Here is a 22,996-nt window from a genome sequence, read left to right as displayed (position 1 = left end):
CCGTGGAGCGGGTCGTCGTGTGCGTCGGGGTGGATCGTTCCCCGGGTTCGGGTGCGTGTCCCCCCGGCCGGGGGCCGGGTTCGTCAGGCTGTGGCGACGATGTCGGCGGCCGGGTGTCCCAGGGCGGTGCGGATCGCGGCTCGTACGGCGTCGTGGTCGTCGCAGGGAAGGACGGCCGCGATGTGGGCGTCGGGGCGCACCAGCCAGACCTGACCGGGTTCACATTCCAGGGCGCGACCCAGGGCTCCGGTGGGGTCGATGTCGTCCAGGTGGAGCGTGGTGATCGGGGCGGGCGTGGTGCCGGTGGCGACGGCGTGCAGCGCGGCGCGCGTCGTCTCGGGGTCGGTGCCCTCGGGGGTTCCGCTCAGGAGGAGTGTCAGCCCCTCGCGCAGGAGGGGGCGGAGCCGGGTCAGGTCGGGACGGCCGGGCAGCGCCAGCGGGACGTCGGGCATGATCACGCCCGGACAGGGTCTGGGTGCCGACCCGCGCGGGGGTCGTCCGCCGAAGGGGCGGTCGGGGCAGGGGGTGGTGAGCGCCGAGTCGGTGTACCAGAAGGGTTCGGCCAGTCGGCCGGAGTCGACCTTCGGGTGGACCTTCTCGTCGGTGACGGCGCGTTCGAGGACGCTCAGTCTCAGGTCGTGCTCGTCCTCGCCCTGGGGGACGAGGAAGCGCATGGTGGCGCCGGTGACCTCGGCGTTCTCCAGCGCGGCGGCGTGGCGTTCGGTGTGGTAGCTCTCCAGGAGCCACTCTCCGGCCCGACCGTCGCGGACGTAGGCCAGTTTCCAGGCGGCGTTCTCGGCGTCCTGGACCCCGGAGTTGAGGCCGCGCGCGCCGAAGGGGGCGACCAGGTGGGCGTTGTCGCCGGCGAGCAGGACCCGGCCCACGCGCATCCGGTCGGCGACGCGGGTGTGGAAGCGATAGACCGAGTGCCACACGATCTCGTAGGGGGTGTCGCCGATGATCTCGCGGATACGCGCGTCCAGCCGGCCACTGGACTCCTCCGTCTCCAGATCGAAGTCGGCGGGGACCTGCCAGTCGATCCGGAACACCGAGTCGGGGCAGGGGTGGATGAGCACCTGTCGGCCGGGGTTCCACTCGGGGTCGAAGTAGAAGCGGCGTTCGCGTTCCCAGTCGCCGAGATCGGCGCGGATGTCACAGATGAGGAAGCGGTCGTCGAAGCTGGTGCCGGCGAAGTCCACCCCCAGGGCCTTGCGGACGACGCCGCCGTGGGAGCCCAGGCAGGAGACGGCGTGGGTGCCGCGGAGCAGGACCCGCCCCTGTGGGGTGGCGCATTCGACGGTGACGCCGTCGTCGTCCTGGTCGATGCCGGTGACCTCGTGGTTCCAGCCGATGACCACCCCGGCGCGGGCGAGGAGGTCGTCGAGGATCTCCTCGGTGCGCGATTGGGAGATGTTGACGAAGGTGGGCAGGGGCGAGGAGCCGGGGTCGGGCAGGCGGACGTCGAACAGCTCGTCGTCCCGGTAGAAGGTGCGCGCGGTGTCCCAGGTCAGGCCCTCGGCGGCGATGGCGCCGCCGCCGAGCCAGTCCCACACGTCGAGGACGTCGCGTTGCTGGCAGATGGCCTTGGAGCCGACGGCGTCGCGTTCGGGTCGGGCGTCGACGATCCGTACGGGCACCCCGCGACGGGCCAGGAGCAGGGCCGTCGTCTGTCCCACCGGTCCCGCGCCGAGGACCAGCACGGGGTCGGTGGAGGTGTCGGCGGGAGGACGTGGCTGTGGGGGGCGGGGCATGCCGGGCTCCGTTCGTGGGGCGTCCCGTACGGACGTGAGGGGAGGTGGAGGTGTGGGGGCAGGGTTCTTCCGGTCGGGGCCGGTCGGGGAGGGCGGTGGGCCGGGTCAGCCCTGGAGGAGGTCCCAGACCTCGCGGTCGCGTTCGGCGGTCCAGATGACGGGCCGCTCGATGCCGGAGAACTCGTCCCACAGGCGGGAGACGTCGAAGGGAAGGCAGTGCTCGAAGATGGGCCAGTGACCGTAGCCGTCGACCAGGGCGGCGTGGGTGTTCTCGAAGGCCTCCTTGAGGGTGCCGCCGCGTTCGTGGACGGCGCCGACCTCGCGGATCATCACCTTGAGGAAGTCGCGGGTCTGCTCGATGGCGGCGTCGACCTCCTCGCGGCCCCGGCTGACGGCGCCGCGGCCGCCGACGAGCATCTCGGCCTGGAGGGCCTTGACCCGGTCGAGGGTGGCGCCGGCCCAGTCCTTGTGGAAGGCGTCGCCGGTGTAGAGGGCGGCCTGGGCCTCGACGAGGTCGCCGGCGAAGAGGATCCGCTGCTTGGGCAGCCAGGCGACGATGTCGCCCTCGGTGTGGCCGCGGCCGAAGTACTCCAGGACCAGTTCGCCGCGGTCGCCGCCCAGGTCGATGGTGGTGCGGTCGGCGAAGGTCTGGGTGGGCCAGGTCAGGCCGGGGACGGAGTCGGCGTCCTTGGCCAGCCGGGGCATACGGCCGAACTCGCTGGCCCAGTCCTGCTCGCCGCGTTCGCGGATGAGCTCGTGCGTCTTCTCGTGGGTGAGGATGACGGTGGCGTCGAAGGCGCTGGCACCCAGGACCCGGACCGCGTGGTAATGCGACAGGACCAGGTAGCGGACGGGCTTGTCGGTGTGCTCACGGAGCTTGGCGAGCCATTCCCTGGCGGCGGTGGGGGTGGCCAGGGCCTCGAAGGCCACGACGAAGTCCTCGCCCTCGATGGCGCCCACGTTGGGGTCGCCCTCGGCGGTGAGGGCGTAGACGCCGTCGGCCAGGACCTCCAGGGTCTGTTCCTTGGCGTCGGTGTCTGCGGACGAGGCGAACGGCTTGGCTGCCATGGTCGGAAGGCCCCTTCGGTCGTCACGGGCGGTGTCCGCCGCCCAAATGATCAAACGTTTGATGAAAATGACCATAACGTGCCCTACGCCACAGGGCCAAGAGGCCTGGAACCCTCGATATCGTGATGCAGCTCACATATCGAGCATGGGCGTGAAACCCGACGAAGCGACCATGACGCACCCGTTTCGGAGCGTCACCGCCATCGACCGGAAGGGAAAGTGCTGGTGGGGCCGGTGTGACAGAGGAAAACGCCCCGGGACGGCCCCGTCCGCGTACTAGGGTGGTCGGCGTGACTCACAACACCGCACCCCCGGACGATCTCACCTTCTGGTCCTTCGTGGACTACGCGGTGCAGAAGGCCGAACGGGAACTCCCCACGGTGAACGCCGAGGCCATGCGCATGGTGCTCACCCTCAACCGGGCCACGAGCATGGTCGTCTACGACCTGGAGTCCTCCGTCCACCGCCCCCGAGGCTGGACCTGGCCCGGCTTCCGCGTCCTCTTCGCCCTCTGGCTGGCCGGCCCCATGGAGGCCAAGACCACCGCCGAGATCTCCGGAATGAGCCGCGCGGCCCTGTCCGCCCTGCTCAACACCCTCGAACGCGACGGACTGCTCAGCCGCGAACGCGCCACCCACGACCGGCGCGCCCTCCAGCTCAGCCTGACCGACGCCGGCTACGGGGCGATCCTGGGCGTCTTCCGCGCGCACAACCGACGCGAGAGCGCCTGGGCCCAGGCCCTCGAACCCGAGGAGCGCCGTGAGCTGGTGCGCCTGCTCAACAAGCTGATGGCCGGCTCCACCGACGCCCAGGCCAAGTTCCGCAACTGAGAGACCGGCCCGGTGGTCGGTGCCCACCCCCACGAAGGGACCGACGATCATGAGAGAACCCCGGGCCCGGCGGGCGGTGGCCGCCGCCCTCGCCGTCGCCGCCTCCTTCGACCTCGACGCCGACGACGCGGTGGTCCTGCACGAGTCGAACCGGATCACCCTGTGGCTCACGCCCGGCGACGTGCTGGCCCGGGTGGCCCCTCCCGGCGAGGACGCGGCCGGGTTCGAGGTGGAGCTCGCCCGACGACTCACCCTGGCCGGAGCGCCCGTGGCCTCCCCTCACCCCCGCGTGCCGGCGGCCGTCCACGAACGCGACGGCTTCGCGATCACCCTGTGGACCCACCACCCGCCGGTGCCTCCCTTGGACGTCCCCGCGTCCGACTACGCCCACGCCCTCGCCCGACTGCACGAAGGTCTGCGCGAGATCGACCTCCCCGCACCGCGCTTCACGGACCGGGTGGCTCAGGCCCGCGCCCTCGTGGACGACCACCACCGCACCCCGGAACTGACCGCCCCCGACCGAGAGCTGCTCGCCGGCACCCTGCGCGAGATGGAGCGGGGCGTCCTCGAACACGGCGCCCCGGAGCGGCTCCTGCACGGCGAACCGCACCCCGGCAACCTGCTCCCCACCGCCGAAGGACCGCTCTTCGTCGACCTGGAGACCTGTTGCCGAGGGCCGGTCGAGTTCGACCTCGCGCACGCCCCCGACGAGGTCGCCGACCACTACCCGGACGTCGACAGGGAACTACTGCGCCGGTGCCGCACGCTCATGACGGCGATGATCGCCGCCTGGCGATGGGACCGGGACGACCGTTTCCCCGACGGACGACGGCAGGGCGTCGAGTGGATCGCCCGGCTCCGGGCCGCGACGGGCGCCGACGGCGCCGGTCTTCGTTGAAGGATCGGGTCTTGTCGTGGGGGCACTCCCCTGTGAACATCTCGCTATGGAACAGAGCAGCGCCCACGAGCGCCTGCGCGCCGCCCGATCGTGGTTCGGCGCCCGGAACGTCTACCTCGACACCGCCACCCATGGCCTGACACCCGGGCCGGCCCTCCGGGCACTGGAGGAGCACACCCACGAGGTGGCCGAAGGAGGCTTCTCCCCCGCCGAGGCCGACGCCGGGGTCGAACGCGCCCGCGCCTCCTACGCCCGGTTGACGGGGGTGACCCCCGACCGGGTCGCCCTCGGCACCCACACCGCCCAGTTCACCGGGACCGTCGCCGCGAGCCTGCCGGAGGGCGCGGAGGTGCTGGTGGCCGAACGCGAGTTCAGCTCCACCGTGCACCCCTTCTCCACCCGTGAGGGGCTGAGGGTGCGCGAGGTCCCCCTGGAACGGCTGCCCGAGGAGGTCGGCCCCTCGACCGCGCTCGTGGCGGTGTCGGCGGCGCAGTCCTCCGACGGCGCGCTCGCCCCTCTGGACGACCTGGTGGCGGCCTGTTCCGACCGCGATACCCGCCTGCTGGTCGACACCACCCAGTCCGCCGGCTGGCTTCCCTTGGACGACGACCGCTTCGACTACGTGGTGTGCAGCGCCTACAAGTGGCTGCTGGGGACCCGGGGCTCGGCCTTCCTGTCCGGGACCGCCGAGGCGCTGGCCGCGCTGCGGCCGCGGGCGGCGAACTGGTACGCGGGGGCCGAACCGTGGGGGTCGCTGTACGGGGCGGCCCTGGAACAGGGATCCGACGCCGGGCGGCTGGACCTGGCCCCGGTGTGGCCGGCCTGGGTGGCGTTGGAGCGTTCCCTGGAGCTGATCGAGGAGGTGGGGGTCGCCGCGATCCACGAGCACGACACCTCCCTGGCCGACCGCTTCCGCGCCGAGCTCGGGCTGGAGGGCACCGGGTCGGCGATCGTGTCCGTGCCGGTTCGGGAGGGCACGGCCGCGCGGTTGGCCGAGGCGGGGGTGAAGGCCTCGGTCCGGAACGGGCGGCTGCGCCTGTCGTTCCACCTGTACAACACCGAGGACGACGTGGACCGGCTCTTGGAGGCGCTCGCCGGTTCCCTCTGAGCCCGCGCACACGACCGGCCCCCGCCCATCACGCTCACGCGGGGCGAGGGCCGGACCGGTCGGGATCAGCCCTTGGGGCCGACGACGAACACCGGGATACGGCGGTCGGTCTTGCGCTGGTAGTCGGCGTAGGGCGGGTAGGCGGCCACGGCCCGCTCCCACCACAGCTCCCGCTCGTCGCCCTCGACCTCGCGCGCGGTGGCGGCGAAGGGCTCGGGCCCGTCCTGGAGCGCCACCTCGTCGGGGGCGGCGCGCAGGTTGTGCACCCAGGCCGGGTCCTCGGGGGCTCCGCCCTGGGAGCCGATCACCGCGTACAGGCCGCCGTGCTCGACCTTCATGACGGCGGACTTGCGGACCTTGCCGCTCTTGCGTCCGCGCGTGCTGAGGATGACGACCGGCATCCCCGTGTCCATGAGGGTGTCGCCCTCGCGACCGCCGGTGCGTTCGTACAGTTCCACCTGGTCGCGGACCCACTGTGAGGCGCTCGGCTCGTATTCTCCGGGCAGGATGTCGTGCGTGGCCATCTCTCTCCCTGGCTCAGGCGAGGTCGTCGGATCACCCCGATGGTGGCACGGGAGGCCCCGCCCGGGGCGCGCGACATGCGTACCGCGGCCCCGGCGGGATCGGCCGATCAGAAGATGACGCCGCAGAAGGGTGCGTCGTGGCGGTGCAGGGCGGTGTCGAGTCGGGCCGTGGCGCCCGGGGTGTGCTCGGTGATCAGACCCGCCCGCAGGTAGCCGGTGAGCGAGGTCCGGCCGAGGTGGGCCGAGCCCAGGTGGTGGACGTCCAGGGACAGATCGGGCGCGGCGTCGGTGGCCTCGACCCGGGCGCCGTCGGTGTCGGCCTTGATCCGCCACCGTCCGGCGTTCCAGGGCGCGTACCGATCGGCGACCTCCAGGACGCCCTCGAAGGGCGCGGCGTAGGGACGCTCGGACAGAGCACCCGGGACGTCGACCAGGCGCACCCACAGCGAGGGGAAGAGCTTGGCCGGGGCACGGCCCCGGTCGGGGAGCAGGTGGTGCAGCGGGCAGTCGGCCGGGAGGAAGGAGAACTCGACCCGGGAGACCAGGTCCCGGTTGAACAGGTGCTCGAACAGGGCGGTCCAGACGGCGGGGGCGGTGGCGACGATCTCCTGGACGTACACCTCGCCCTGGGCGCCGTCGTCGGCCCACCGGGCCTTGGTGCGGTACAGGGCGTAGCCCAGCGGCCCCTCCGCCCCGTACACCACGACCGCCATCATGGGGCTGCGCCCTTCGCGGCGGTCGGGGGTGTCGCGCAGGGTCCGGTCCCACCAGGGCTCGGTCCGGCGGAACTGTCCGACCCTGGTCGAGGCGAAGGCGTCGTGGACGCGCTCCAGGTCGGCGCGGACCGCCGCCGGCTCCCGCAGGACGACCTTCAGGTCCGGGTCGCGGGGAGCGTCGGCCCGCAGCACGTCGTGGGGGCTGGAGATCGAGATCTCGTCCATCTCGTGGCAGGCGACGCCGTAGCCGAAGCGCTCGTAGATGGAGCCCTCCGACGCCCACAGGGCGGCGTAGCGCACCCCCTGCTCATGGATGTCGGCGAGCTGACGGCGCATGATCGCGCTCAGGACGCCGCGCCGACGATAGGTGGGCCACACGCCCACACCGGTCACACCGGCCACGGGGACGGGCCCGCCGGGCATGGTCATCTCGAAGGGGAAGTGGTTGGCCGAGCCGATGATCTCCTCGGTTCCTTCGGTGTCGTCCACAGCGACGAGGAGGCGTTCGTAGCCCATCACGTCGTGCAGAAGGCGGGATCGTTCGAGCAGGGCCTCGAGTTCCTCGCCGAACAGGAGCGCCTGCCCGACCACGCGCATCGCCTCGGCGAAGTCGTCGCGGTCGCCGTGGCGCACCGTCCATTCTCTGCGGGTCGTGTTCACGGTCTTCTCCTCGGGTTCGCCGGCCATGATCGATGGTTATCAGGTCGGAGAAAGATCGAGCCACAGGTTTTTCACACGTCACACCCTCGATCGGCGCCGTCGAGAGCGGCGCGAGAACCGGGTTCCCGTTCGAACCCGGAGCCGCACCCGGGTGAGTAATCCGCCCCCTCTCAGGGCAGGCTCTGTTCGTGACGACACGACGATTCCCTCCCTCCTCCCCCGCTCCCTCCCTGGTCGTGGGGGTGGACGCCGGGGGCACGACCACCCGCGCCCTGGTGACCACCCTGGACGGCGTCCCCTTGGGCGAGGCCCGGGCCGGCGGGGCCAACCCCAACGCGCACGGCCCCGAACGGGCCGCCGAGCAACTGACCGAGGCGATCGGTTCCGCCCTGGACCGGGCCGGGCCGACGGCGCGCGGTTCGGTGGTCGCGGCCGTGGTCGGTCTGGCCGGGGTGTCTCTCCTGCGGGACGACACGATCCGCGAACACATGGGGGACGCGCTGGTCAAGGCCGGCCTGAACCCGGGCGGGGACGAGTTCGTCGGGGACGACGAGGTCGCCTTCGCCTCGGGCACCCCCGAGCCCCACGGCACCGTCCTCATCGCCGGGACCGGGGCGATCGCCACCCGGATCGAAGGGCGGCGCCGTGTCAGGACCGCCGACGGGATGGGCTGGCTGATCGGGGACGAGGGCTCGGCGTTCTGGATCGGGCACCAGGCCGCCCGGGAGACCGCTCGACAGATGAGTCTGGGCGGGGAGCTCAGTCCGCTGGCCCGTGCCGTGGCCAAACGGGTGGTCCCTGGGCGACGCCCCACCGGGGAGTACCGGCCCGAGGAGCACGCGCGCGACTTCGCCCGGACCCTGACCGCCGCCCCGCCGATCGGTCTGGCCGAGTTCGCCCCGCTGGTGACCGAGGCGCATCGACAGGGCGATCCGTCGGCCGAGGTGATCGTGAACGCCGCCGCCGGGCACCTGGCCCAGTCGGTGCACCAGGTCCGGGTGCCGGGCGAACGTCTGCCGGTGGTGCTGGCGGGCGGGGTGCTCATCCGGTCCGCGCCGATCCGGGAGGCGTTGACCCACAAGCTGACCCTGGGCACCGGGGCGCCCGTGCTGCGGGCCGGTCGCACGGAGGGGGCCGCAGCCTGGCTGGCGGCGGTGAACGCCGGTGTGGACGGCGACGACCCCGCGCTGCACGCCGCCTTCACCGGCGCGGATCCGGCCGCCCCCTCGGTCCCGGCCTGATCGGCGCCGGTTTGCTCCGTTCCGTCACGGTGCCCTACTGTGTATCGGGTTAGGCTTGCCTAACCTACAGGAGAGGGGACTCCGTGACGGAGCGGCGGACACGTCCGAAGAGAATCGTCCACACCGGCCGGGTCGAGCGCGTCGAACGCCCGACCCCGCACATGGTCCGGGTCGTGCTGGGCGGTGAGGGCCTGGCCGCGTTCGAGACCTCCGGGGTCACCGACTCCTACGTGAAGCTGCTGTTCCCGCCGCCCGCCCCCGGCGACCCCGAGCCCTACGACGTCGAGGCGATCAAGGCCGAACGGCCGCGCTCGGAGTGGCCGGTCACCCGCACCTACACGGTGCGCGCCTGGGACCCGCGGACCCGCGAGCTCACCATCGACTTCGTCTATCACGGCGACGTCGGCCTGGCCGCCGTCTGGGCCGCCCAGGCCCGCCCCGGCGACCTCCTGCGCTTCTTCGGCCCCGGCGGTACCTACGCCCCCGCCGCCGAATCCGACTGGCACCTGCTGGTCGGAGACGAGAGCGCGCTGCCCGCCATCGCCGCCTCCCTGGAACAGCTGCCCGAAGGCGCCACCGCGCACGTGTTCCTGGAGATCGAGGACGCGGCGGAGCGTCAGGAGCTGAGGACCCCGGAGGGCGTCCACGTGCGGTGGCTGCACCGCGAGGGCACCCGGGTGGGATCGCTCCTGGTGCCGGCCCTGAAGGAATGGACCTTCCCCGAGGGGGACCTCCAGGCCTTCGTCCACGGCGAGGCCGGGATGGTGCGCGAACTGCGTCGACTGTTGCGCGTGGACCTGGGGGTCCCCAAGGAGCGTCTGTCGATCTCCGGCTACTGGCGACTGGGCCGCAACGAGGACGGCTGGCAGGCCTCCAAGGCCGAGTGGAACCAGAGCGTGGAGGCCGAGGAGGCCGCCGCCCTGCGCGAGCGCGTCGACGTCTAGACGTCGAGCGCCTCCAAGGCCACGATGTAGCCCTCGTTGTAGGTGGGGAACTGGGGAACGGAGTCGCGCAGCGTCTCCACCGACAGCCCCGTCCGGATCGCCAACGCCACGGTGTGGATCCACTCCGAGGCCATCGGTCCGAAGGCCCAGGCCCCCACCAGCACGCCCCGCCCGCGATCGGCCACCAGACCCAGGCGCCCGATCGGATCGGTGGCGTAGGTCCAGGGCCGGGCCAGGACCTCGGTGAGGTCGACCTCTGAGGTGGTCACGTCCACCCCCTGGTCACGGGCCTGCTCCTCGGTGAGCCCCACGGCCGCGATCTCGGGGTGGGAGAACACCACGCGGGGCACGCCCGTGTAGTCGGCGACGCGCGAGCCCCCGAGGACGTTGTCGGCCACCACCCGCCCCTGGTACTTGGCCACGTGCGTGAACATGGAGCGCGCGGTCACGTCCCCCACCGCCCACAGTCCCGGGGCCACCCGACAGTGTTCGTCCACCGGCAGAGAGCCCCGGTCCGGCTCCACCCCGAGGTCGGCCAGGCCCAGTTCGTCGCCGCGAGGACGACGTCCGGTGGCCAGCACCACGACGTCGGCGTGGACACGGGAGCCGTCCGAGAGTTCGGCCACCACCCCGTCCCCCTCACGCGCCACCGAGGACACCTCGGCGCCGGTGCGCACGGTGACGCCCTCGGCCTCGAACCTCTCGGTGACGAGCCCGCACAGACGGGGGTCCTCACGGTCCAGCAGCCTGGGACCGCGCTGGACGATGGTGACCTCCGAACCCATGTCGGCGAGGAACCCGCCCAGTTCGATCCCGACCGCGCTGCCGCCGATCACCAGGGCCCGCGAGGGGATCTCGGTGAGGTTCGTGGCCTCCCGGTTGGTCCACACCAGATCCGGGCCCAACCGGTCCAGCCCCTCGACCGGCGGGCGGATCGGGGACGAACCGGTGGCGACCACGACGTGGTCGGCGGTCACCTCGGTGCCCGCCACCTCCACCCGCCAGGGGTCGCGCCCCACGATCCGGGCGGCCCCGCGCAGCACCAGGGCTCCGCGGTCCCGATAGTTCTCGGCCTGGGCGCTGTCGTCCAGGTGGCGGACCATGCCGTCCCGGTAGGAGCGCAGCTCGGACCACTTCCGGTCCGGGCGGGAGAGCCCGGCCACGTCGGCCGCCTCCTCCCGCGCCTCGGGAGAACGCAACAGGACCTTGGTGGGGATACAGGCGTAGTAGGCGCACTCCCCGCCGATCAGTTCCCGTTCGACCACCGCCACACGTCGTCCCTCGGTGAGCAGTCGGTCGGCGACCACCTCACCGCCGGGCCCCATTCCGATGACGATCGCGTCCACGTGTTCCATGTTCCCCGTCCTCGGTTCGCCGGATCTCCTCCCCGATGGTGTCGGCACGCGCGTCGGCGGGAGGGAACCGACACGCCTGTCGACTCCCCCGAAGGGGATCCTCTCAACCGCGATCGCGCCGCCAGATCCGCGAAGGGACCGGCACCTCGTGCGAAACGGCCGGACCGCACGCGCGGGGAACGGGGCGGGCGTGATGGAATCATCGGCATCGCCCCACCTCGCGCAAGGAACCCTCCACCGGCCATGTCCACTCAGAACGTCCTTCTCGTCCTCGACCTCCTCGGGATCTTCGCCTTCGCCCTGGACGGGGCCCTGACCGCGATCCGCACCGCGCGGGTCGACATCGTCGGGGTGATGGCGCTGGGGGTGGTGACCGCCATCGGCGGCGGCGTCATACGCGACGTCCTGCTCGGCGAGACCCCGGCCACCTTCCAGGACTGGCGCTACCTGACGACCGCGCTGGCCGGCGGCACACTGGCGTTCTTCCTCAGCCGTCGGCTCACCCACCTGGCCAAACCGATCCTGTTGTTCGACGCCGCCGGGCTGAGTCTGTTCGCGGTCATCGGGGCGACCAAGGCCCTGGCCTTCGGGTTCGGACCGCTCCAGGCGGTCCTGCTGGGCGTGCTCAGCGCGGTGGGCGGAGGCACCATCCGCGACGTCCTGCTCAACCGGGTGCCCACCGTGCTCAGCGCCAACTCGCACCTGTACGCGATCCCCGCGATGCTCGCCGCCGGGATCGTGGTCCTGGCCGACCTGGTCGGGTTCTCCGCCGGGTGGATCGCGGTGGTCGGCGCCCTGGTCTGCTTCACCCTCCGGACGCTGGCGTTGCGTTACCGCTGGAACGCGCCCAACCCTCCCGGCGCCCCGCCCCTGTGACCGACGCGAAGTCCACGGACGCCGGGTTTCGGTCGGTTCCGAGGAAAGAGCGAAGTGCCGAGAACGGCCCCTTTCCCGACCGCTCATGGGATAATCGCCCGGGAGGACGGAACGCGAGGTTCCCCCTCGCCCGCGCCGGTCGCCAGAGCCGGATCCACGGGTGTCGGGGCCGTGCGAACGGCCCCGGGGCCACGGCTCCCGAACGTCCCTCCCCCAAGGCGACGAGGGACCCGGGTTCCGGCCGAATCGGTCCCCTTTCCCACGAAAGGGAACCGGAAAACGGCCCGTACAGAAGAGGAGTCTTTTTCGGTGAGCCCCCACCCCCCCGGACCCGTTCCGCTCCCCCACCCCTCCGATGACGAGGAGGAGAGCGCACGCCCCATCAGGGTGCTCGTGGTGGACGACCACGCCCTGTTCCGACGCGGGCTGGTCTCGGTCCTGGACGACGAGGACGACATCGACGTCGTCAACGAGGCCGGGGACGGGGACGAGGCGGTCCGACTGGCCACCGAACTGCGCCCCGACGTGGTCCTCATGGACGTGATGATGCCCGGCTCCACCGGCATCGAGGCCTGCCCCCGCATCCGCGCGGCCGTCCCCGAGGTCAAGTTCGTGATGCTGACCATGAGCGAGGACGAGAGCGACCTGTTCGAGGCGTTGAAGGCCGGCGCCACCGGCTACCTGCTCAAGGAGATCGCGGTCACCGACATCTCCCGGGCCGTGCGCACCATCGCCCGGGGCCGATCGTTCATCGAACCCTCCATGGCCACCAAGCTGATCGCCGAGTTCGCCGAGTTGGCCAAACAGGACAGCTCCCCTCCGGCCAGGGCGGAGCTGCCCCAGCTCACCCCCCGCGAGACCGAGGTGCTGAAGCTGCTGGCGCGTTCGATGAACAACCGGGAGATCGGCGAACGGCTGTTCATCACCGAGAACACCGTGAAGAACCACGTGCGCAACATCCTGGAGAAGCTCCAGGTGCACTCGCGCACCGAGGCCGCCATCTACGCCGTGCGCGCCCAATACGTCGCCTGACCCGGACCACTGAGAGGGCCGTGTCCGCCGTCCCCGGAGGGAGCACGTTCAGGTGGGCCTTCGACCGGGGCGCTCCGCCTCACCGCCCCGAGAACCCCTCGGCCGCGACTACCGGAGGCTGCTGACCGCCGGCGCCCTGGGCAACCTCGAGGACGGCATCGCCCTGGTCGCCCTGCCCTGGTACGCGTCCACCCTCACCGACGACCCCCTGGCGATCTCCGCCGTCGCCATGGCCACCCGGCTGCCCTGGCTCCTGCTCGCCCTGGTGGCGGGTGTGGTCGGGGACCGCGTCGATCGACGGCGGTTGATGGTGATGGCCGCGAGCGGTAAGGCCGCCGTCCTGGTGGCGATGACCCTCCTGGTGGCCCTGGATGTGGCGAGCCTTCCGGTGGTGCTCCTGGTGGCCTTGGCCGTGGGGGTCTGCGAGGTCTTCTTCGACAACACCGCGCAGTCGATCCTGCCCTCCGTGGTGCCGCGAAGCCGCCTGGAGCGGGCCAACGGCACCCTGTGGAGTGTGGAGGAGGTCGCCGGCCGTTTCGTGGGAACCCCCGTCGCCGGTTTCCTCGTGGCCCTGTCCATGGTGTGGACCTTCGGTCTCCAGGCCCTGCTCGTGGCCTGCGCCGCCCTGGTCCTCCTGAGCATGCGGGGCGACTTCCGCCCGGCGCCGGTGGACGGGCAGGACCGGGGGTCGCCCCGCCACATGCTCCTCGACGGTGTGCGGTGGCTGTGGCGCCACCGCCTCCTGCGGACCCTGGCGGTCTTCCTGGGGGCGTCGAACCTGGCCGCTTCCATGAACGCCGCGGTCCTGGTGCTCTTCGCCCAGGACGTGCTCGGCCTCGACTCGCGTGGTTACGGACTCCTGCTCACCGCGGTCGCGGTCGGAATGGTGGTCGGCGCCCAGGTGGTGCCCTGGATGGTCCCGTACGTACCGCCCGGCGCCGCCCTGACCCTGGTCTTCGTCGTCCAGGGTGCGTCCTATGTCGCCGTCGCCGTCGTACCCGACGCTCTGCTGTTCGCCGGGCTCTGGACACTGATCGGGTTCGCCACCGTGTGGTGGAACGTGGTCACCCTCTCGCTGCGTCAACGCCTCATCCCCGGCCGCCTGCTCTCCCGGGTCCTGTCCGCCTATCGCACGATCGGTTGGGGGGTCGCGCCGATCGGGATGCTCATGGCGGGGTCGCTCGCCTCCCTGCTCGAACCGATCCTCGGGCGTCAGAACGCACTGTCGGTCCCCTTCCTGGCCTCGGGGGCGCTCAGCCTCGTCCTGGCCCTGGTGGCGGCACGAAAGCTGACCACGAAGCGGATCCGGGCGGCCGAGACGGCGGCCGGGGTCTGAGGAAGGGTGTGGAAAACGGGTGGTGTTCAGGTTTTCGGGATGTCAGGGTGGCGCGCATGATCTCGACAGTGCTGAACGTGGCCATCGACTGTGAGGACGCCTACGGGCTCGCGCGTTTCTGGAGTGCGGTGACCGGACGTCCCGTCCATCCGGAGAGCAGGCCGGGCGACGAGGAGACCCTGGTGGAGATGGCCGAGGGGCCGACCCTGTACTTCAACCAGGTACCCGAGGCCAAGACGGTCAAGAATCGGATCCACCTGTGTCTGCGCCCCGACACCTCGCGGGAGCGGGAGGTCGAGCGGCTGCTGGGGCTGGGCGCCACCTTCGTCGCCGACCATCGGCGCCCCGACGGTTCGGGCTGGGCGATCCTCGCCGACCCCGAGGGCAACGAGTTCTGCGTCCTGCGCGGCGAGGACGACGCGCCCGTCCACTAGCGGGCGAGGGTCCGTGCGGCGGCGCGGCGCAGGGTGGTGACCATGGCGGACACCGGTTCGGTCGGACGACGGCGGTGCACCGTGTAGATCTCCCGTGCCAGACGGGCCCCGCGCAGAGGACGGGCGACCCACCCGTCTCCGTGCGCGGCCCCCAGGATGCTCCGCGGGAGGAGGGCCACCCCCATGCCCGCCTCGATCAGGGCCAGCGCCACCTCGTAGTCGCGGGTCTCGTAGGCGACCCGCAAGCGTACCCCCGCCGCCTCGGCCGCCGCGTCCAGACTGACCCGGTTGTGGATGCCCGGGGCCCCGCAGATCCAGTCCTCGTCGGCCAGTTCGGCCAGGGAGAGCTCCCCGTCGGCGAGCGGGTGACCGGCCGGGGCCGCCACCATGAGCGGATCCACCAGGAGCCGCTCCCGGTGCAGGCCGCCCGTGCGGGGCGGAGGGACGCCCGGATAGCGGTGGGTGATGAGCAGGTCGAGGTCGCCGGAGGTGACCAGGTCGTGGCCTCCGGGCGGTTCGATGTCGGACAGCGACAGGCGCACGTGGGGATGTTCGTGGCCGAACACCGCCAGGGCCTCGGGCAGCAGCACCTTGCCCGCGCTGGCGAAGGCGCCCAGGGAGAGACGGTCCGCCCGCTCCCCCGAGACGGCGCGTACCGCGGCCTCGGCGTCGCGCAGTTCGCCCAGGACGCGTTCCCCGTGTTCGAGCAGGACACGGCCGGCCTCGGTGAGCGTGGCGCCGGTGCGTCCGCGTTCGACCAGCCGGCAGCCGAGTTCGGTCTCCAACTTGGTGAGCTGTTGCGACAGGGCCGAGGGGGTGAAGGAGAGCCGTTCGGCGGCGGCCGCGATCGATCCGGCGCGCGCGATCTCGACCAGGACCCGCACCCGATTGGCGTCCAGCATCCGGCCTCCCCTCGCGACATTCCGTACCGAATCAAAGTCTGACACAAAGTTTCGCTTAATCATCTTTAGCAGACACAACTTTAAGTTAATCGCCGGTAGCGGCAGAGTGGGACCATGAGCACCACGACCGCGCCCGCAGTGCCCACGGCCACCGACGTCCGTGCCGCCGCCGAACGCATCTCCCCCCACACCAGACGAACCCCGGTGATGCGCGCCGAGATCGACGGGCGGACCCTCACCCTGAAGCTGGAGCAGCTCCAGCGCACGGGCGCCTTCAAGCTGCGCGGCGCGCTCAACGCCCTCATGGGCGGCGAGCCCACCGACCGGGTCATCACCGCCTCCGGTGGCAACCACGGTCTGGGCGTGGCCACCGCCGCGAAGATCCTGGGCGTGCGGGCCACGGTCTACGTCCCCGAGACGGTCCCCGAGGCCAAGGCCGTCCCCTTGGCCGCGACCGGGGCCGAGATCGTCCGGGTGGGCGAGCACTACGCGGTGGCCGCCGAGGCCGCCCGTCACCAGGCGGAGACCGAGGGGATCCGCTACCTGCACGCCTTCGACGACGCCCTCGTGGTGGCCGGTCAGGGCACCGTGGGGCTGGAGGTGGCGGCCGACGCCCCCGAGTGCGACACGATCGTGGTGGCCGTGGGCGGCGGCGGTCTGGCGGCCGGGGTGCGGCTGGGAGCGGACGGCCGTCGTGTGGTCGCGGTCGAGCCCGAGGGCTGCCAGAGCATGCACGCGGCGATGGCGGCGGGACATCCGGTCACCACCCCGGTGGAGTCCGTGGCGTCCTCGGCGTTGGGCGCCGCCACCCTGGGCCGGGTGCCCTTCGAGGTGCTGCGCGCCCACCCGGTGACGCCCGCGCTGGTCAGCGACGCCGAGATCATCAGCGCCCAGACCCGTCTGTGGCAGGAGTTCCGGATCGCCACCGAGCCCGCCGCGGCCGTCCCCTTCGCCGCCTGGCTGGCCGGACGCGTGCCCGGCGAGAACCCGTGCCTGGTGGTGTGCGGGGCCAACGCGGACTGGCGTCCGGTCGACTGACCGGGGCCGGAACCCTTCCACGGGGGTGTGCGTTCGACCGTTCTCCCCCGTTTCCCTCCCTTTGGGTGACCTGGCGCACTCTATGTGTGCCACACCATTGTTACCGCCGGGTCACCCTTACATTGGGTGCGGCGTTCGTCCGACCATCCCAAGGGAGAACACGTGCTCTACGGTGCGTTGCGGCAGACCGCGGCGATCCTCGCCCGGACCTTGTGCCGCCCGACCATCGAGGGCCGTGAGAACGTCCCCGCCACCGGGTCGGTCATCCTGGCCAGCAACCATCTGTCCTTCGTCGACAGCGTCGTCATCCCGTTGTCGGTCCCCCAGCGCCGCGTCCGCTTCCTCGCCAAGTCCGACTACTTCGAGACCCCCGGGGTCAAGGGACGGCTCACCAAGACGATGTTCGGCGCCTTGGGCGCCATGCCGGTCCGACGCGGCAGCTCGCGCGACGCCATGGTGGCCCTGGAGACGATGTTGGACCGGCTCAACGAGGGCGAGGCCTGCGTGGTCTACCCCGAGGGCACCCGTTCCCGGGACGGACGCCTGTACCGGGGCCGCACCGGCGTCGCCCATCTGGCGCTGGAGTCCAAGTCCCTGGTCGTGCCGGTCGGGATCAGCGGCACCCAGAAGGTCCAGCCGGTGGGCGCCGGCGTTCCGCGCCCGCACCCCTTCACCGTGCGGTTCGGCGAACCCCTGAACTTCTCCACCGGCTTCGACCACCTGACACCGGCCAAGGCCCGCAGGGCCATCACCGACCGGGTCATGGACGCCATCCACGAGCTGACCGGCCAGGAGCGGGCCGACACCTACAACGACCACGGCTCCGCCGACTGATCCGGCCCGATGCCCTCCGCCTGTGGACGGCCCGACGGGGTGGCGTCGCCGCCGTAGCGGTCCAGGAGACGACGTGAGAGGGCGAGCGTGCCCTCGGTCGATCTCGGCGGGAGCGGCGCCCCTCGTCTGAGGAACCGGTCGGCGTGCTCGGTGAGCCGATCGTCGAGCCGCGCCTGGGCGCGGTCCGGTTCGTGCACGGCCAGTGAGGCCCCCTCGCCCCAGGACTCCCAACGCGGACGGTAGTAGCCGCCGACCAGCCCCGACCACAGACGTCCGGCGTAGTCGTCGAGCCGGGGGTCGTCCAGGGTGGTCCAGACGGTGAGGATGCGGCGGGCGTTGTCGGTCAGGACCCGGTGATCCTCGGTGCCGGTGGCCCAGGAGGTCGCCTTGGCCTCCCAGGTCCGGTAGCGGTACTCGGGGCGGGTCTCCAACAGGGCGTCCAGGTCGTCGAAGACCTCCAGGAACCGTTCCAGGCCTCCTTCGGGGAGCTCCGGGTGGTGGTCGAGGTGTTCGACCATCTCCAGGTAGCGGTGGTCGGCGACCCGGGACAGGACCGCCATGGCCACGTCGACCAGGTCGTGCCCCAACGGCCCCTCGACCGCGAGAGGGTCGGTCTCGGCCCCGGCCACCAGGCGTTCCCAGGCCGCGAGCAGGTCGGGCCAGGGGTACCAGACCAGGGCGGTGACCTCGGCCCGGAGCGCGGACGAGTCCTCCAGGTGCCGGTAGTGGGGCCGCAGGGTGAGGACCCCGTTGAACTGTTCGGGGAAGATCCGCACGCCCGAGGCGCCCAGGACGGTGCGCAGCAGCCCCCGCCACCCCTCCAGGAGCGCCGGGTCGTGACCCGGGCCGTAGCGCTGTGCGACGAAGTCGGGCAGCCATTCCTCCTCGACCCGTCCGGTCCGGGTCCAGGCCTGGTCGACGACCAGTTCGAAGAAGGCCGGGTTGTTGCGGGTGGCCTCCATGGACAGGCCGATCCCCTCGGGCGGGTGGGCGGAGTCCTTCGCCGCGCCGATCCGGTCCACGGCCCCTTGGAGGTCGGCCATCGGGTCGGTCCGGCCACCGAAGTTCAGCAGGGCGCACCAGGTCCAGGGCGTACCGCCGAAGGAGTGGAAGCGGCTCCACTGGGGGTCGTACTCGGCCCACAGGTCGAGCAGGTGCAGATGGTCGTCGGGGATGGCGTCGAGGAAGGCCTCGACGCGTTCGGGGCTCCAGAAGTCGCTCTGGTAGGAGAAGGGCCAGGTCTGGAGGAACCACACCGCGCGGGGGTCGGCCCGGGTGAGCCCCTCGATGGTGGCGCGGGCGACCAGCCCGGGGAAGCCGGGATCGGAGTCGACCGGGATCATCTCGATGAAGGGGTCGATCGCGTACTGGTGGTCGGTACCGAAGAGCTCCTTCTGGGTCTCGACGATCTCGGCGCAGAGCGTGGTGTAGAGGGGGTCGGTGGGAACGAGGACGTGGGTGACCAGGCCCTGCCAGGTGCGGCTCCCGGTCCGGCCGGGGGCCAGCGAGGGCGGGACGTGTCCGGTGAACCCGGGCAGGACCGGGGCCATGCCCAGCGCGCGCTGGCGCTCCAGCACCCGGCGCCCCAGTTCGCGGTGGCCCTCGATCCACGACCGGGGCATCGGCCCGGCGAAGTGGTCCAGGTTGCCCATGTACTGCCAGGGCAGGTAGCCGGGGCCGCCGATGAACTCCCGGACCCGTTCCTCGTCCATCCCGAGCCGGACGTAGGTGTCGTACAGGACGGCCTCGTGCCCGCTCAGGGTGAGCGGCGTGGTGACGCCGTGCAGCGCCATCCAGTCGATCTCGCGTTCCCAGTCGGCCCAGTTCCAGTAGGCGGCCGTGTAACCGGTGGTGCAGAAGTTGAGGTGATAGGTCCGGTCGACCTCGGCCGCGCCGCGCGTGGGCGGGGCGTCGGGCAGGGAGGAGACCGGTAGCGGGAGGACGGTGTCCCAGGACACCGAACGCCCGCACACCCGCCGCAGATAGGTGTGCAGCCCCACGGCGGCCGCGATCGGATCGGTCGCCGAGACCGTGAGCGTCCCGCCGTCGGCGCGGTACTCGAAGGAGCGCCGCTCGTCCTCGTGCTCGCGCAGGCGCAGCGGTCGATGCGCGGAGCCGAGGATCCGACGGGCCAGTGCGTCGATGGCGGCGCCCCATGCGGGCGTGTCCCGTGCGTCCTCGATCATCCGCGTGCCCATTCGGTCAGGATACGAATCGATTACGTACAGTACATAACCATATTCGGTATGGATAGAAGCGGAACGGGTAGGGCGTGTGCACGCGCCCTGTCCCCGCGGTCCCACCACCGGCCGATCCCGACCCACGGAGGGCGCGATGTCCCCTCGTTCAGAGACGACCGCCCCCGGGCCGCCCTCGGGGCGGGCCGGCCCCGTCGCGGCGGGCGCGGCCTCGGTCCTCCTGCTCACCTCGTGCGCCGTGCTGACCACCGGGGATCGGCTGGACAACGTCCCCCACGACGTCTCCACCGACATCACCGACGAACCGGTCGAGCTGGTCGTGGCCTACACCGACGATCCGCCCGTCACCGAGCTCGTCGAGGGGTTCACCGAACTCCACCCCAACGTCTCGATCGAGCTCCAGCAGACCCCGTTCAGCGACTACATCAAGACCGTCACGCTCGCGATGTCCTCGGAGGACCCGCCCGACCTGGCCCAGTACAACCCGGGCGCCATGCGATCGCTCATCCCGGGCGGCTACGTGCTCGACCTGGATCCCTACTCCGAGGCCTACGACTGGGAGGGGTCCTTCCCGGCCGCGAGCCTGGAGCCGCTGCGCGCCGACGAGGACGCCGCCCGCTTCGGCGAGGGGAGTCTGTACGCGGCGCCCGGCGCGCTCTCGGTCATCGGGGTGTTCTACAACCGGGAACTGTTGGCGAAGGCCGGAGTGGAGGAGCCGCCCACCACCCTCGAGGAGTTCGAGGAGGCCCTGGAACGGGTCGCGGCGGCCGGCATCGTCCCGTTCGACGTCGGCGGACTGGGGGTGGGCGGCATCCACCTGTGGAACGCGCTGCTCAACGCCCACGGGGACGGAGGGGCCTACCGCGACTGGGTGCACGGGGTCCCGGACTCCACCATCGAGACCCCCTCCGCGCTGGAGGCGACCCGGACCTTCACCCGCTGGGTGGAGGCCGGATACGTGCCCGCGAGCGCCAACGCCACCTCCGACGACGACGCCAGGGCCGACTTCGCCACGGGGAGCGGCGCCTTCCTGGTCACCGGCAACTGGGCCGCCTTCGAACTGGACGAGGCGATGGGAGAGAACGTCGGCTTCTTCCCGATGCCCGGCGTCGACGCCGACCAGGAGCCCCTGATCTCCGGCTCCAGCGTCTCCTTCGTCGTGTCCTCGCAGACCGAACACCCCGACGTGGCCGCCGCCTTCCTGGACCACCTGAGCTCGCCCGAGTCGGCGCGGATCCAGCTCGGGGCCGGGTTCATGCCGGTGGACACCGACGTGACCGCACAGGAGGGAGGCGTGTTGGAGGAGATCAACACGGCCTATACGCGGGTGGCCGAGGAGGAGGGCATCGTCCCCTTCCCCGACTTCGTCACCCCCGGCATGATCGACCGGCTCACCCCGGGCGCCCAGGGGCTGACGTCGGGGACCCTCGACGAGGAGGCCTTCCTCGCCGAGATCCAGACCGAATGGGACCGGGTCCATGGCCGGTAGCGCGCTCCTCCGACGCGGGAGGGAGGAGACCAGGCGGCGTCCGGGCGGCCGTGGAAGAGGGGGACGCTCCCGTTGGCGGGCCTGGCTCTACCTGCTGCCCGCGCTGGTCGTCTACCTGGGCTTCGCGGTCTACTCGGGGCTCAACACGCTGCTGTTCTCGTTCCTGCACTGGGACGGGTTCCAGACCCCGGCCTGGGCCGGACCGGACAATTACGCCCGGGTGCTCACCGACCCGCTGCTGTCCGGGGCGATCCTCAACGCCCTGGTGCTCATCGTCTTCTTCTCGCTGATCCCGATCGCCGTGGGGCTGCTGCTCACCGGGCTGCTCCTGGGGCGGGTGCGGCGCGGGATGACCTTCTACCGCACCGTGTTCTTCCTGCCCCAGGTGCTGCCGTTGGTGGCGGTGGGCACCACCTGGCGCTGGCTGTACGCCGACGACGGCATGATCAACCAGGCGTTGGAGGCGGTGGGGGCCGGCTTCCTGACCCGCGCCTGGCTGGGCGACCACGATCTGGCGCTGTTCGCGCTGGGGCTGATCGGCACCTGGTGCATGAGCGGCCTGTGCATGGTGCTGTTCCTGAGCGGGGCCCAGCGGATCGACCCGTCGCTGAACGAGGCGGCCGCCATCGACGGGGCCGGGCCAGTGCGCAGGTTCATGAACGTGACCCTGCCCGGGCTGCGCCGCGAGATCGGTATCGCCGCGGTCATCACCACCATCGCCGCGCTGGCCGGCTTCGATCTGGTGTTCGTCACCACCAACGGCGGTCCGGCCGGACAGACCAACGTGCCGGCGCTGCTGGTGTACCGGCTCGCCTTCAACGAGGGCTCCATCGGCGCCGCGAGCGCGCTCGCGGTGGTGCTGACCCTGCTGGTCATCGTGCTGGTCGGCGCGATCCGTCTGCTGACGCGGGAGGAACGTTGAAACCGGACGCGATCGCGACCGCCCTGCGCTATGGGCTGCTGAGCACTCTGGCGGCGCTGGTGCTGCTGCCGTTCCTGGGGATCGTCCTGGCCTCGCTGCATCCGGCCGGCGGCCAGGTGCCCGGGTTCTCCCTCCCCGAACGGTGGTCGTGGGAGAATTTCCGCCTGGCCTGGGAGACCGGCGGTTTCGACCGGCTGATGTGGTCGGGCACGGTCATCGCGGTGTTCGTGGTGCCCCTGACGGTCTGCTTCGCCACCCTGGCCGGGTACGCGCTGTCGATCCTGGGGGTGTGGGGCGGACGCGCTCTCTCGCTCGCCTTCGTCCTCGGTCTGACCCTGCCGGTGGAACTGCTGGTCATCGCGCTGTACTTCAACCTGCGCGAGGTGGGGATGACCAACACCTACACGGGGGTGATCCTCGCCGAGGTCGCCCTGTTCCTGCCGTTCGGCGTGTACTGGATGCAGTCGCACTTCGCCTCGATGCCCCGGGAGCTGGTGGAGGCCGCCCGGGTGGACGGGGCCCGGGACCTCACCGTGCTGGCCCGGGTGCTGCTGCCCGTCTCGTGGCCGGCCATCACGACCCTGGCGGTCCTGGTGTTCATGTGGTCGTGGAACCAGTTCCTCCTGGTCCTGGTGATGATCCAGGACCCGGCGTTGCGCACGGCCCCCACCGGGCTGGGGTTGTTCGTGGGCCAGTACGGGACCGACATCCCGCTGCTGTCGGCGGCGACCCTCCTGGTCATCGCCCCCATCGTGGTCGTCTACCTGGTCTTCCAGCGCAGCTTCGTCAACGGCCTCACCCAGGGCGCGGTGAAGGGTTGAGCCCCCTCGTCCCCGAACG

The 22,996-nt window shown here is 71.6% G+C and carries 21 protein-coding genes; 14 read left to right on the top strand and 7 right to left on the bottom strand.

Annotation, left to right across the window (positions count from 1 at the left end; genetic code table 11):
* Window positions 1-83: 83 nt before the first annotated feature.
* The gene (locus D451_RS0116855; RefSeq protein WP_017535305.1) at window positions 84-1,751 is read right to left on the bottom strand and encodes an FAD-dependent monooxygenase; all 1,668 of its coding nucleotides are present in this window, start codon (window positions 1,749-1,751) and stop codon (window positions 84-86) included.
* Window positions 1,752-1,856: 105 nt separating this feature from the next.
* Entirely contained in the window at window positions 1,857-2,819 is a 963-nt protein-coding gene (locus tag D451_RS0116850) for an MBL fold metallo-hydrolase (RefSeq protein ID WP_014911234.1), read from the bottom strand.
* A 290-nt stretch (window positions 2,820-3,109) separates the two neighbouring features.
* On the opposite strand from D451_RS0116850, the gene D451_RS0116845 reads away from it, so the two are divergent.
* From D451_RS0116845 to D451_RS0116835, 3 genes are read left to right on the top strand one after another with little or no spacing between them, the layout of a single operon-like run.
* Window positions 3,110-3,649 (top strand): MarR family winged helix-turn-helix transcriptional regulator, encoded by a 540-nt coding sequence (locus D451_RS0116845; protein WP_014908722.1) that lies wholly within the window; start codon window positions 3,110-3,112, stop codon window positions 3,647-3,649.
* Between the two features lie 49 nt (window positions 3,650-3,698).
* Window positions 3,699-4,547: a phosphotransferase gene (locus D451_RS0116840; protein WP_017535302.1), complete on the top strand. Its 849-nt coding sequence runs from the start codon at window positions 3,699-3,701 to the stop codon at window positions 4,545-4,547.
* 46 nt (window positions 4,548-4,593) lie between these two features.
* A complete protein-coding gene (locus tag D451_RS0116835) occupies window positions 4,594-5,655 on the top strand; it encodes an aminotransferase class V-fold PLP-dependent enzyme (RefSeq protein WP_017535301.1) in 1,062 nt (353 codons plus the stop codon).
* Between the two features lie 65 nt (window positions 5,656-5,720).
* On the opposite strand, the gene D451_RS0116830 is transcribed toward D451_RS0116835, so the two are convergent.
* Window positions 5,721-6,179 carry a nitroreductase family deazaflavin-dependent oxidoreductase gene (locus tag D451_RS0116830; RefSeq protein WP_017535300.1) on the bottom strand — a complete coding sequence of 153 codons (459 nt, stop codon included), beginning with the start codon at window positions 6,177-6,179 and terminating at the stop codon, window positions 5,721-5,723.
* Between the two features lie 107 nt (window positions 6,180-6,286).
* On the bottom strand, window positions 6,287-7,582 hold the full coding sequence (locus D451_RS0116825; protein WP_017535299.1) for a GNAT family N-acetyltransferase: 1,296 nt from the start codon (window positions 7,580-7,582) through the stop codon (window positions 6,287-6,289).
* 215 nt (window positions 7,583-7,797) lie between these two features.
* Here D451_RS0116825 and D451_RS0116820 point away from each other — a divergent pair, with 215 nt between their 5' ends.
* Both D451_RS0116820 and D451_RS0116815 read left to right on the top strand, forming a co-directional pair.
* On the top strand, window positions 7,798-8,796 hold the full coding sequence (locus tag D451_RS0116820) for an N-acetylglucosamine kinase (RefSeq protein ID WP_036568280.1): 999 nt from the start codon (window positions 7,798-7,800) through the stop codon (window positions 8,794-8,796).
* A gap of 83 nt (window positions 8,797-8,879) precedes the next feature.
* Entirely contained in the window at window positions 8,880-9,740 is an 861-nt protein-coding gene (locus tag D451_RS0116815; RefSeq protein WP_017535297.1) for a siderophore-interacting protein, read from the top strand.
* Here the strand turns inward: D451_RS0116815 and D451_RS0116810 are convergent.
* On the bottom strand, window positions 9,737-11,095 hold the full coding sequence (locus D451_RS0116810) for a dihydrolipoyl dehydrogenase family protein (RefSeq protein ID WP_017535296.1): 1,359 nt from the start codon (window positions 11,093-11,095) through the stop codon (window positions 9,737-9,739). The genes D451_RS0116815 and D451_RS0116810 overlap by 4 nt on opposite strands.
* Before the next feature lie 243 nt (window positions 11,096-11,338).
* On the opposite strand from D451_RS0116810, the gene D451_RS0116805 reads away from it, so the two are divergent.
* From D451_RS0116805 to D451_RS0116790, 4 genes are all read left to right on the top strand, one after another.
* Window positions 11,339-11,971 carry a trimeric intracellular cation channel family protein gene (locus tag D451_RS0116805; protein ID WP_014909283.1) on the top strand — a complete coding sequence of 211 codons (633 nt, stop codon included), beginning with the start codon at window positions 11,339-11,341 and terminating at the stop codon, window positions 11,969-11,971.
* A 309-nt stretch (window positions 11,972-12,280) separates the two neighbouring features.
* Window positions 12,281-13,003, top strand: coding sequence for a response regulator (locus D451_RS0116800; protein ID WP_014911878.1), 723 nt, complete (start codon window positions 12,281-12,283; stop codon window positions 13,001-13,003).
* 52 nt (window positions 13,004-13,055) lie between these two features.
* Window positions 13,056-14,339, top strand: a complete 1,284-nt coding sequence (locus D451_RS0116795; protein WP_017535295.1) for an MFS transporter — start codon at window positions 13,056-13,058, stop codon at window positions 14,337-14,339.
* Between the two features lie 56 nt (window positions 14,340-14,395).
* Window positions 14,396-14,773, top strand: coding sequence for a VOC family protein (locus D451_RS0116790; protein ID WP_036568278.1), 378 nt, complete (start codon window positions 14,396-14,398; stop codon window positions 14,771-14,773).
* Here the strand turns inward: D451_RS0116790 and D451_RS0116785 are convergent.
* The gene (locus tag D451_RS0116785; RefSeq protein ID WP_014912988.1) at window positions 14,770-15,675 is read right to left on the bottom strand and encodes a LysR family transcriptional regulator; all 906 of its coding nucleotides are present in this window, start codon (window positions 15,673-15,675) and stop codon (window positions 14,770-14,772) included. The two genes, D451_RS0116790 and D451_RS0116785, sit on opposite strands and share 4 nt — an antisense overlap.
* A 114-nt stretch (window positions 15,676-15,789) precedes the next feature.
* Between D451_RS0116785 and D451_RS0116780 the strand changes: the two genes are divergently transcribed.
* Together D451_RS0116780 and D451_RS0116775 are read left to right on the top strand one after the other, a co-directional pair.
* On the top strand, window positions 15,790-16,713 hold the full coding sequence (locus tag D451_RS0116780) for a threonine/serine dehydratase (RefSeq protein WP_017535293.1): 924 nt from the start codon (window positions 15,790-15,792) through the stop codon (window positions 16,711-16,713).
* Window positions 16,714-16,875: 162 nt separating this feature from the next.
* Window positions 16,876-17,547 (top strand): lysophospholipid acyltransferase family protein, encoded by a 672-nt coding sequence (locus D451_RS0116775; protein ID WP_026125131.1) that lies wholly within the window; start codon window positions 16,876-16,878, stop codon window positions 17,545-17,547.
* On the opposite strand, the gene D451_RS0116770 is transcribed toward D451_RS0116775, so the two are convergent.
* Window positions 17,520-19,733: an alpha-N-acetylglucosaminidase gene (locus tag D451_RS0116770; protein WP_017535291.1), complete on the bottom strand. Its 2,214-nt coding sequence runs from the start codon at window positions 19,731-19,733 to the stop codon at window positions 17,520-17,522. The two genes, D451_RS0116775 and D451_RS0116770, sit on opposite strands and share 28 nt — an antisense overlap.
* A 148-nt stretch (window positions 19,734-19,881) precedes the next feature.
* Between D451_RS0116770 and D451_RS0116765 the strand changes: the two genes are divergently transcribed.
* From D451_RS0116765 to D451_RS0116755, 3 genes are read left to right on the top strand one after another with little or no spacing between them, the layout of a single operon-like run.
* Window positions 19,882-21,234 (top strand): ABC transporter substrate-binding protein, encoded by a 1,353-nt coding sequence (locus D451_RS0116765; protein ID WP_017535290.1) that lies wholly within the window; start codon window positions 19,882-19,884, stop codon window positions 21,232-21,234.
* Complete coding sequence (locus D451_RS0116760) at window positions 21,224-22,156, top strand: carbohydrate ABC transporter permease (RefSeq protein ID WP_017535289.1); 933 nt, start codon at window positions 21,224-21,226, stop codon at window positions 22,154-22,156. Before D451_RS0116765 ends, D451_RS0116760 begins: the two co-directional genes overlap by 11 nt.
* A complete protein-coding gene (locus D451_RS0116755; RefSeq protein ID WP_017535288.1) occupies window positions 22,153-22,977 on the top strand; it encodes a carbohydrate ABC transporter permease in 825 nt (274 codons plus the stop codon). Before D451_RS0116760 ends, D451_RS0116755 begins: the two co-directional genes overlap by 4 nt.
* The last annotated feature ends 19 nt before the right edge of the window (window positions 22,978-22,996 follow it).

Source organism: Nocardiopsis alba DSM 43377 (assembly GCF_000341225.1).
Classification (GTDB): Bacteria; Actinomycetota; Actinomycetes; order Streptosporangiales; family Streptosporangiaceae; genus Nocardiopsis; species Nocardiopsis alba.
Note: the sequence above shows the minus strand (reverse complement) of the source record. Positions and strands in the feature narration are given on the sequence as shown.

Coding starts and splice junctions, on each gene's coding strand:
- D451_RS0116855 (WP_017535305.1), bottom strand. CDS start 1,751: ATGCCCCGCCCCCCACAGCCACGTCCTCCCGCCGACACCTCCACCGAC.
- D451_RS0116850 (WP_014911234.1), bottom strand. CDS start 2,819: ATGGCAGCCAAGCCGTTCGCCTCGTCCGCAGACACCGACGCCAAGGAA.
- D451_RS0116840 (WP_017535302.1), top strand. CDS start 3,699: ATGAGAGAACCCCGGGCCCGGCGGGCGGTGGCCGCCGCCCTCGCCGTC.
- D451_RS0116835 (WP_017535301.1), top strand. CDS start 4,594: ATGGAACAGAGCAGCGCCCACGAGCGCCTGCGCGCCGCCCGATCGTGG.
- D451_RS0116830 (WP_017535300.1), bottom strand. CDS start 6,179: ATGGCCACGCACGACATCCTGCCCGGAGAATACGAGCCGAGCGCCTCA.
- D451_RS0116825 (WP_017535299.1), bottom strand. CDS start 7,582: ATGGCCGGCGAACCCGAGGAGAAGACCGTGAACACGACCCGCAGAGAA.
- D451_RS0116810 (WP_017535296.1), bottom strand. CDS start 11,095: ATGGAACACGTGGACGCGATCGTCATCGGAATGGGGCCCGGCGGTGAG.
- D451_RS0116805 (WP_014909283.1), top strand. CDS start 11,339: ATGTCCACTCAGAACGTCCTTCTCGTCCTCGACCTCCTCGGGATCTTC.
- D451_RS0116790 (WP_036568278.1), top strand. CDS start 14,396: ATGATCTCGACAGTGCTGAACGTGGCCATCGACTGTGAGGACGCCTAC.
- D451_RS0116785 (WP_014912988.1), bottom strand. CDS start 15,675: ATGCTGGACGCCAATCGGGTGCGGGTCCTGGTCGAGATCGCGCGCGCC.
- D451_RS0116780 (WP_017535293.1), top strand. CDS start 15,790: ATGAGCACCACGACCGCGCCCGCAGTGCCCACGGCCACCGACGTCCGT.
- D451_RS0116770 (WP_017535291.1), bottom strand. CDS start 19,733: ATGATCGAGGACGCACGGGACACGCCCGCATGGGGCGCCGCCATCGAC.
- D451_RS0116765 (WP_017535290.1), top strand. CDS start 19,882: ATGTCCCCTCGTTCAGAGACGACCGCCCCCGGGCCGCCCTCGGGGCGG.
- D451_RS0116760 (WP_017535289.1), top strand. CDS start 21,224: ATGGCCGGTAGCGCGCTCCTCCGACGCGGGAGGGAGGAGACCAGGCGG.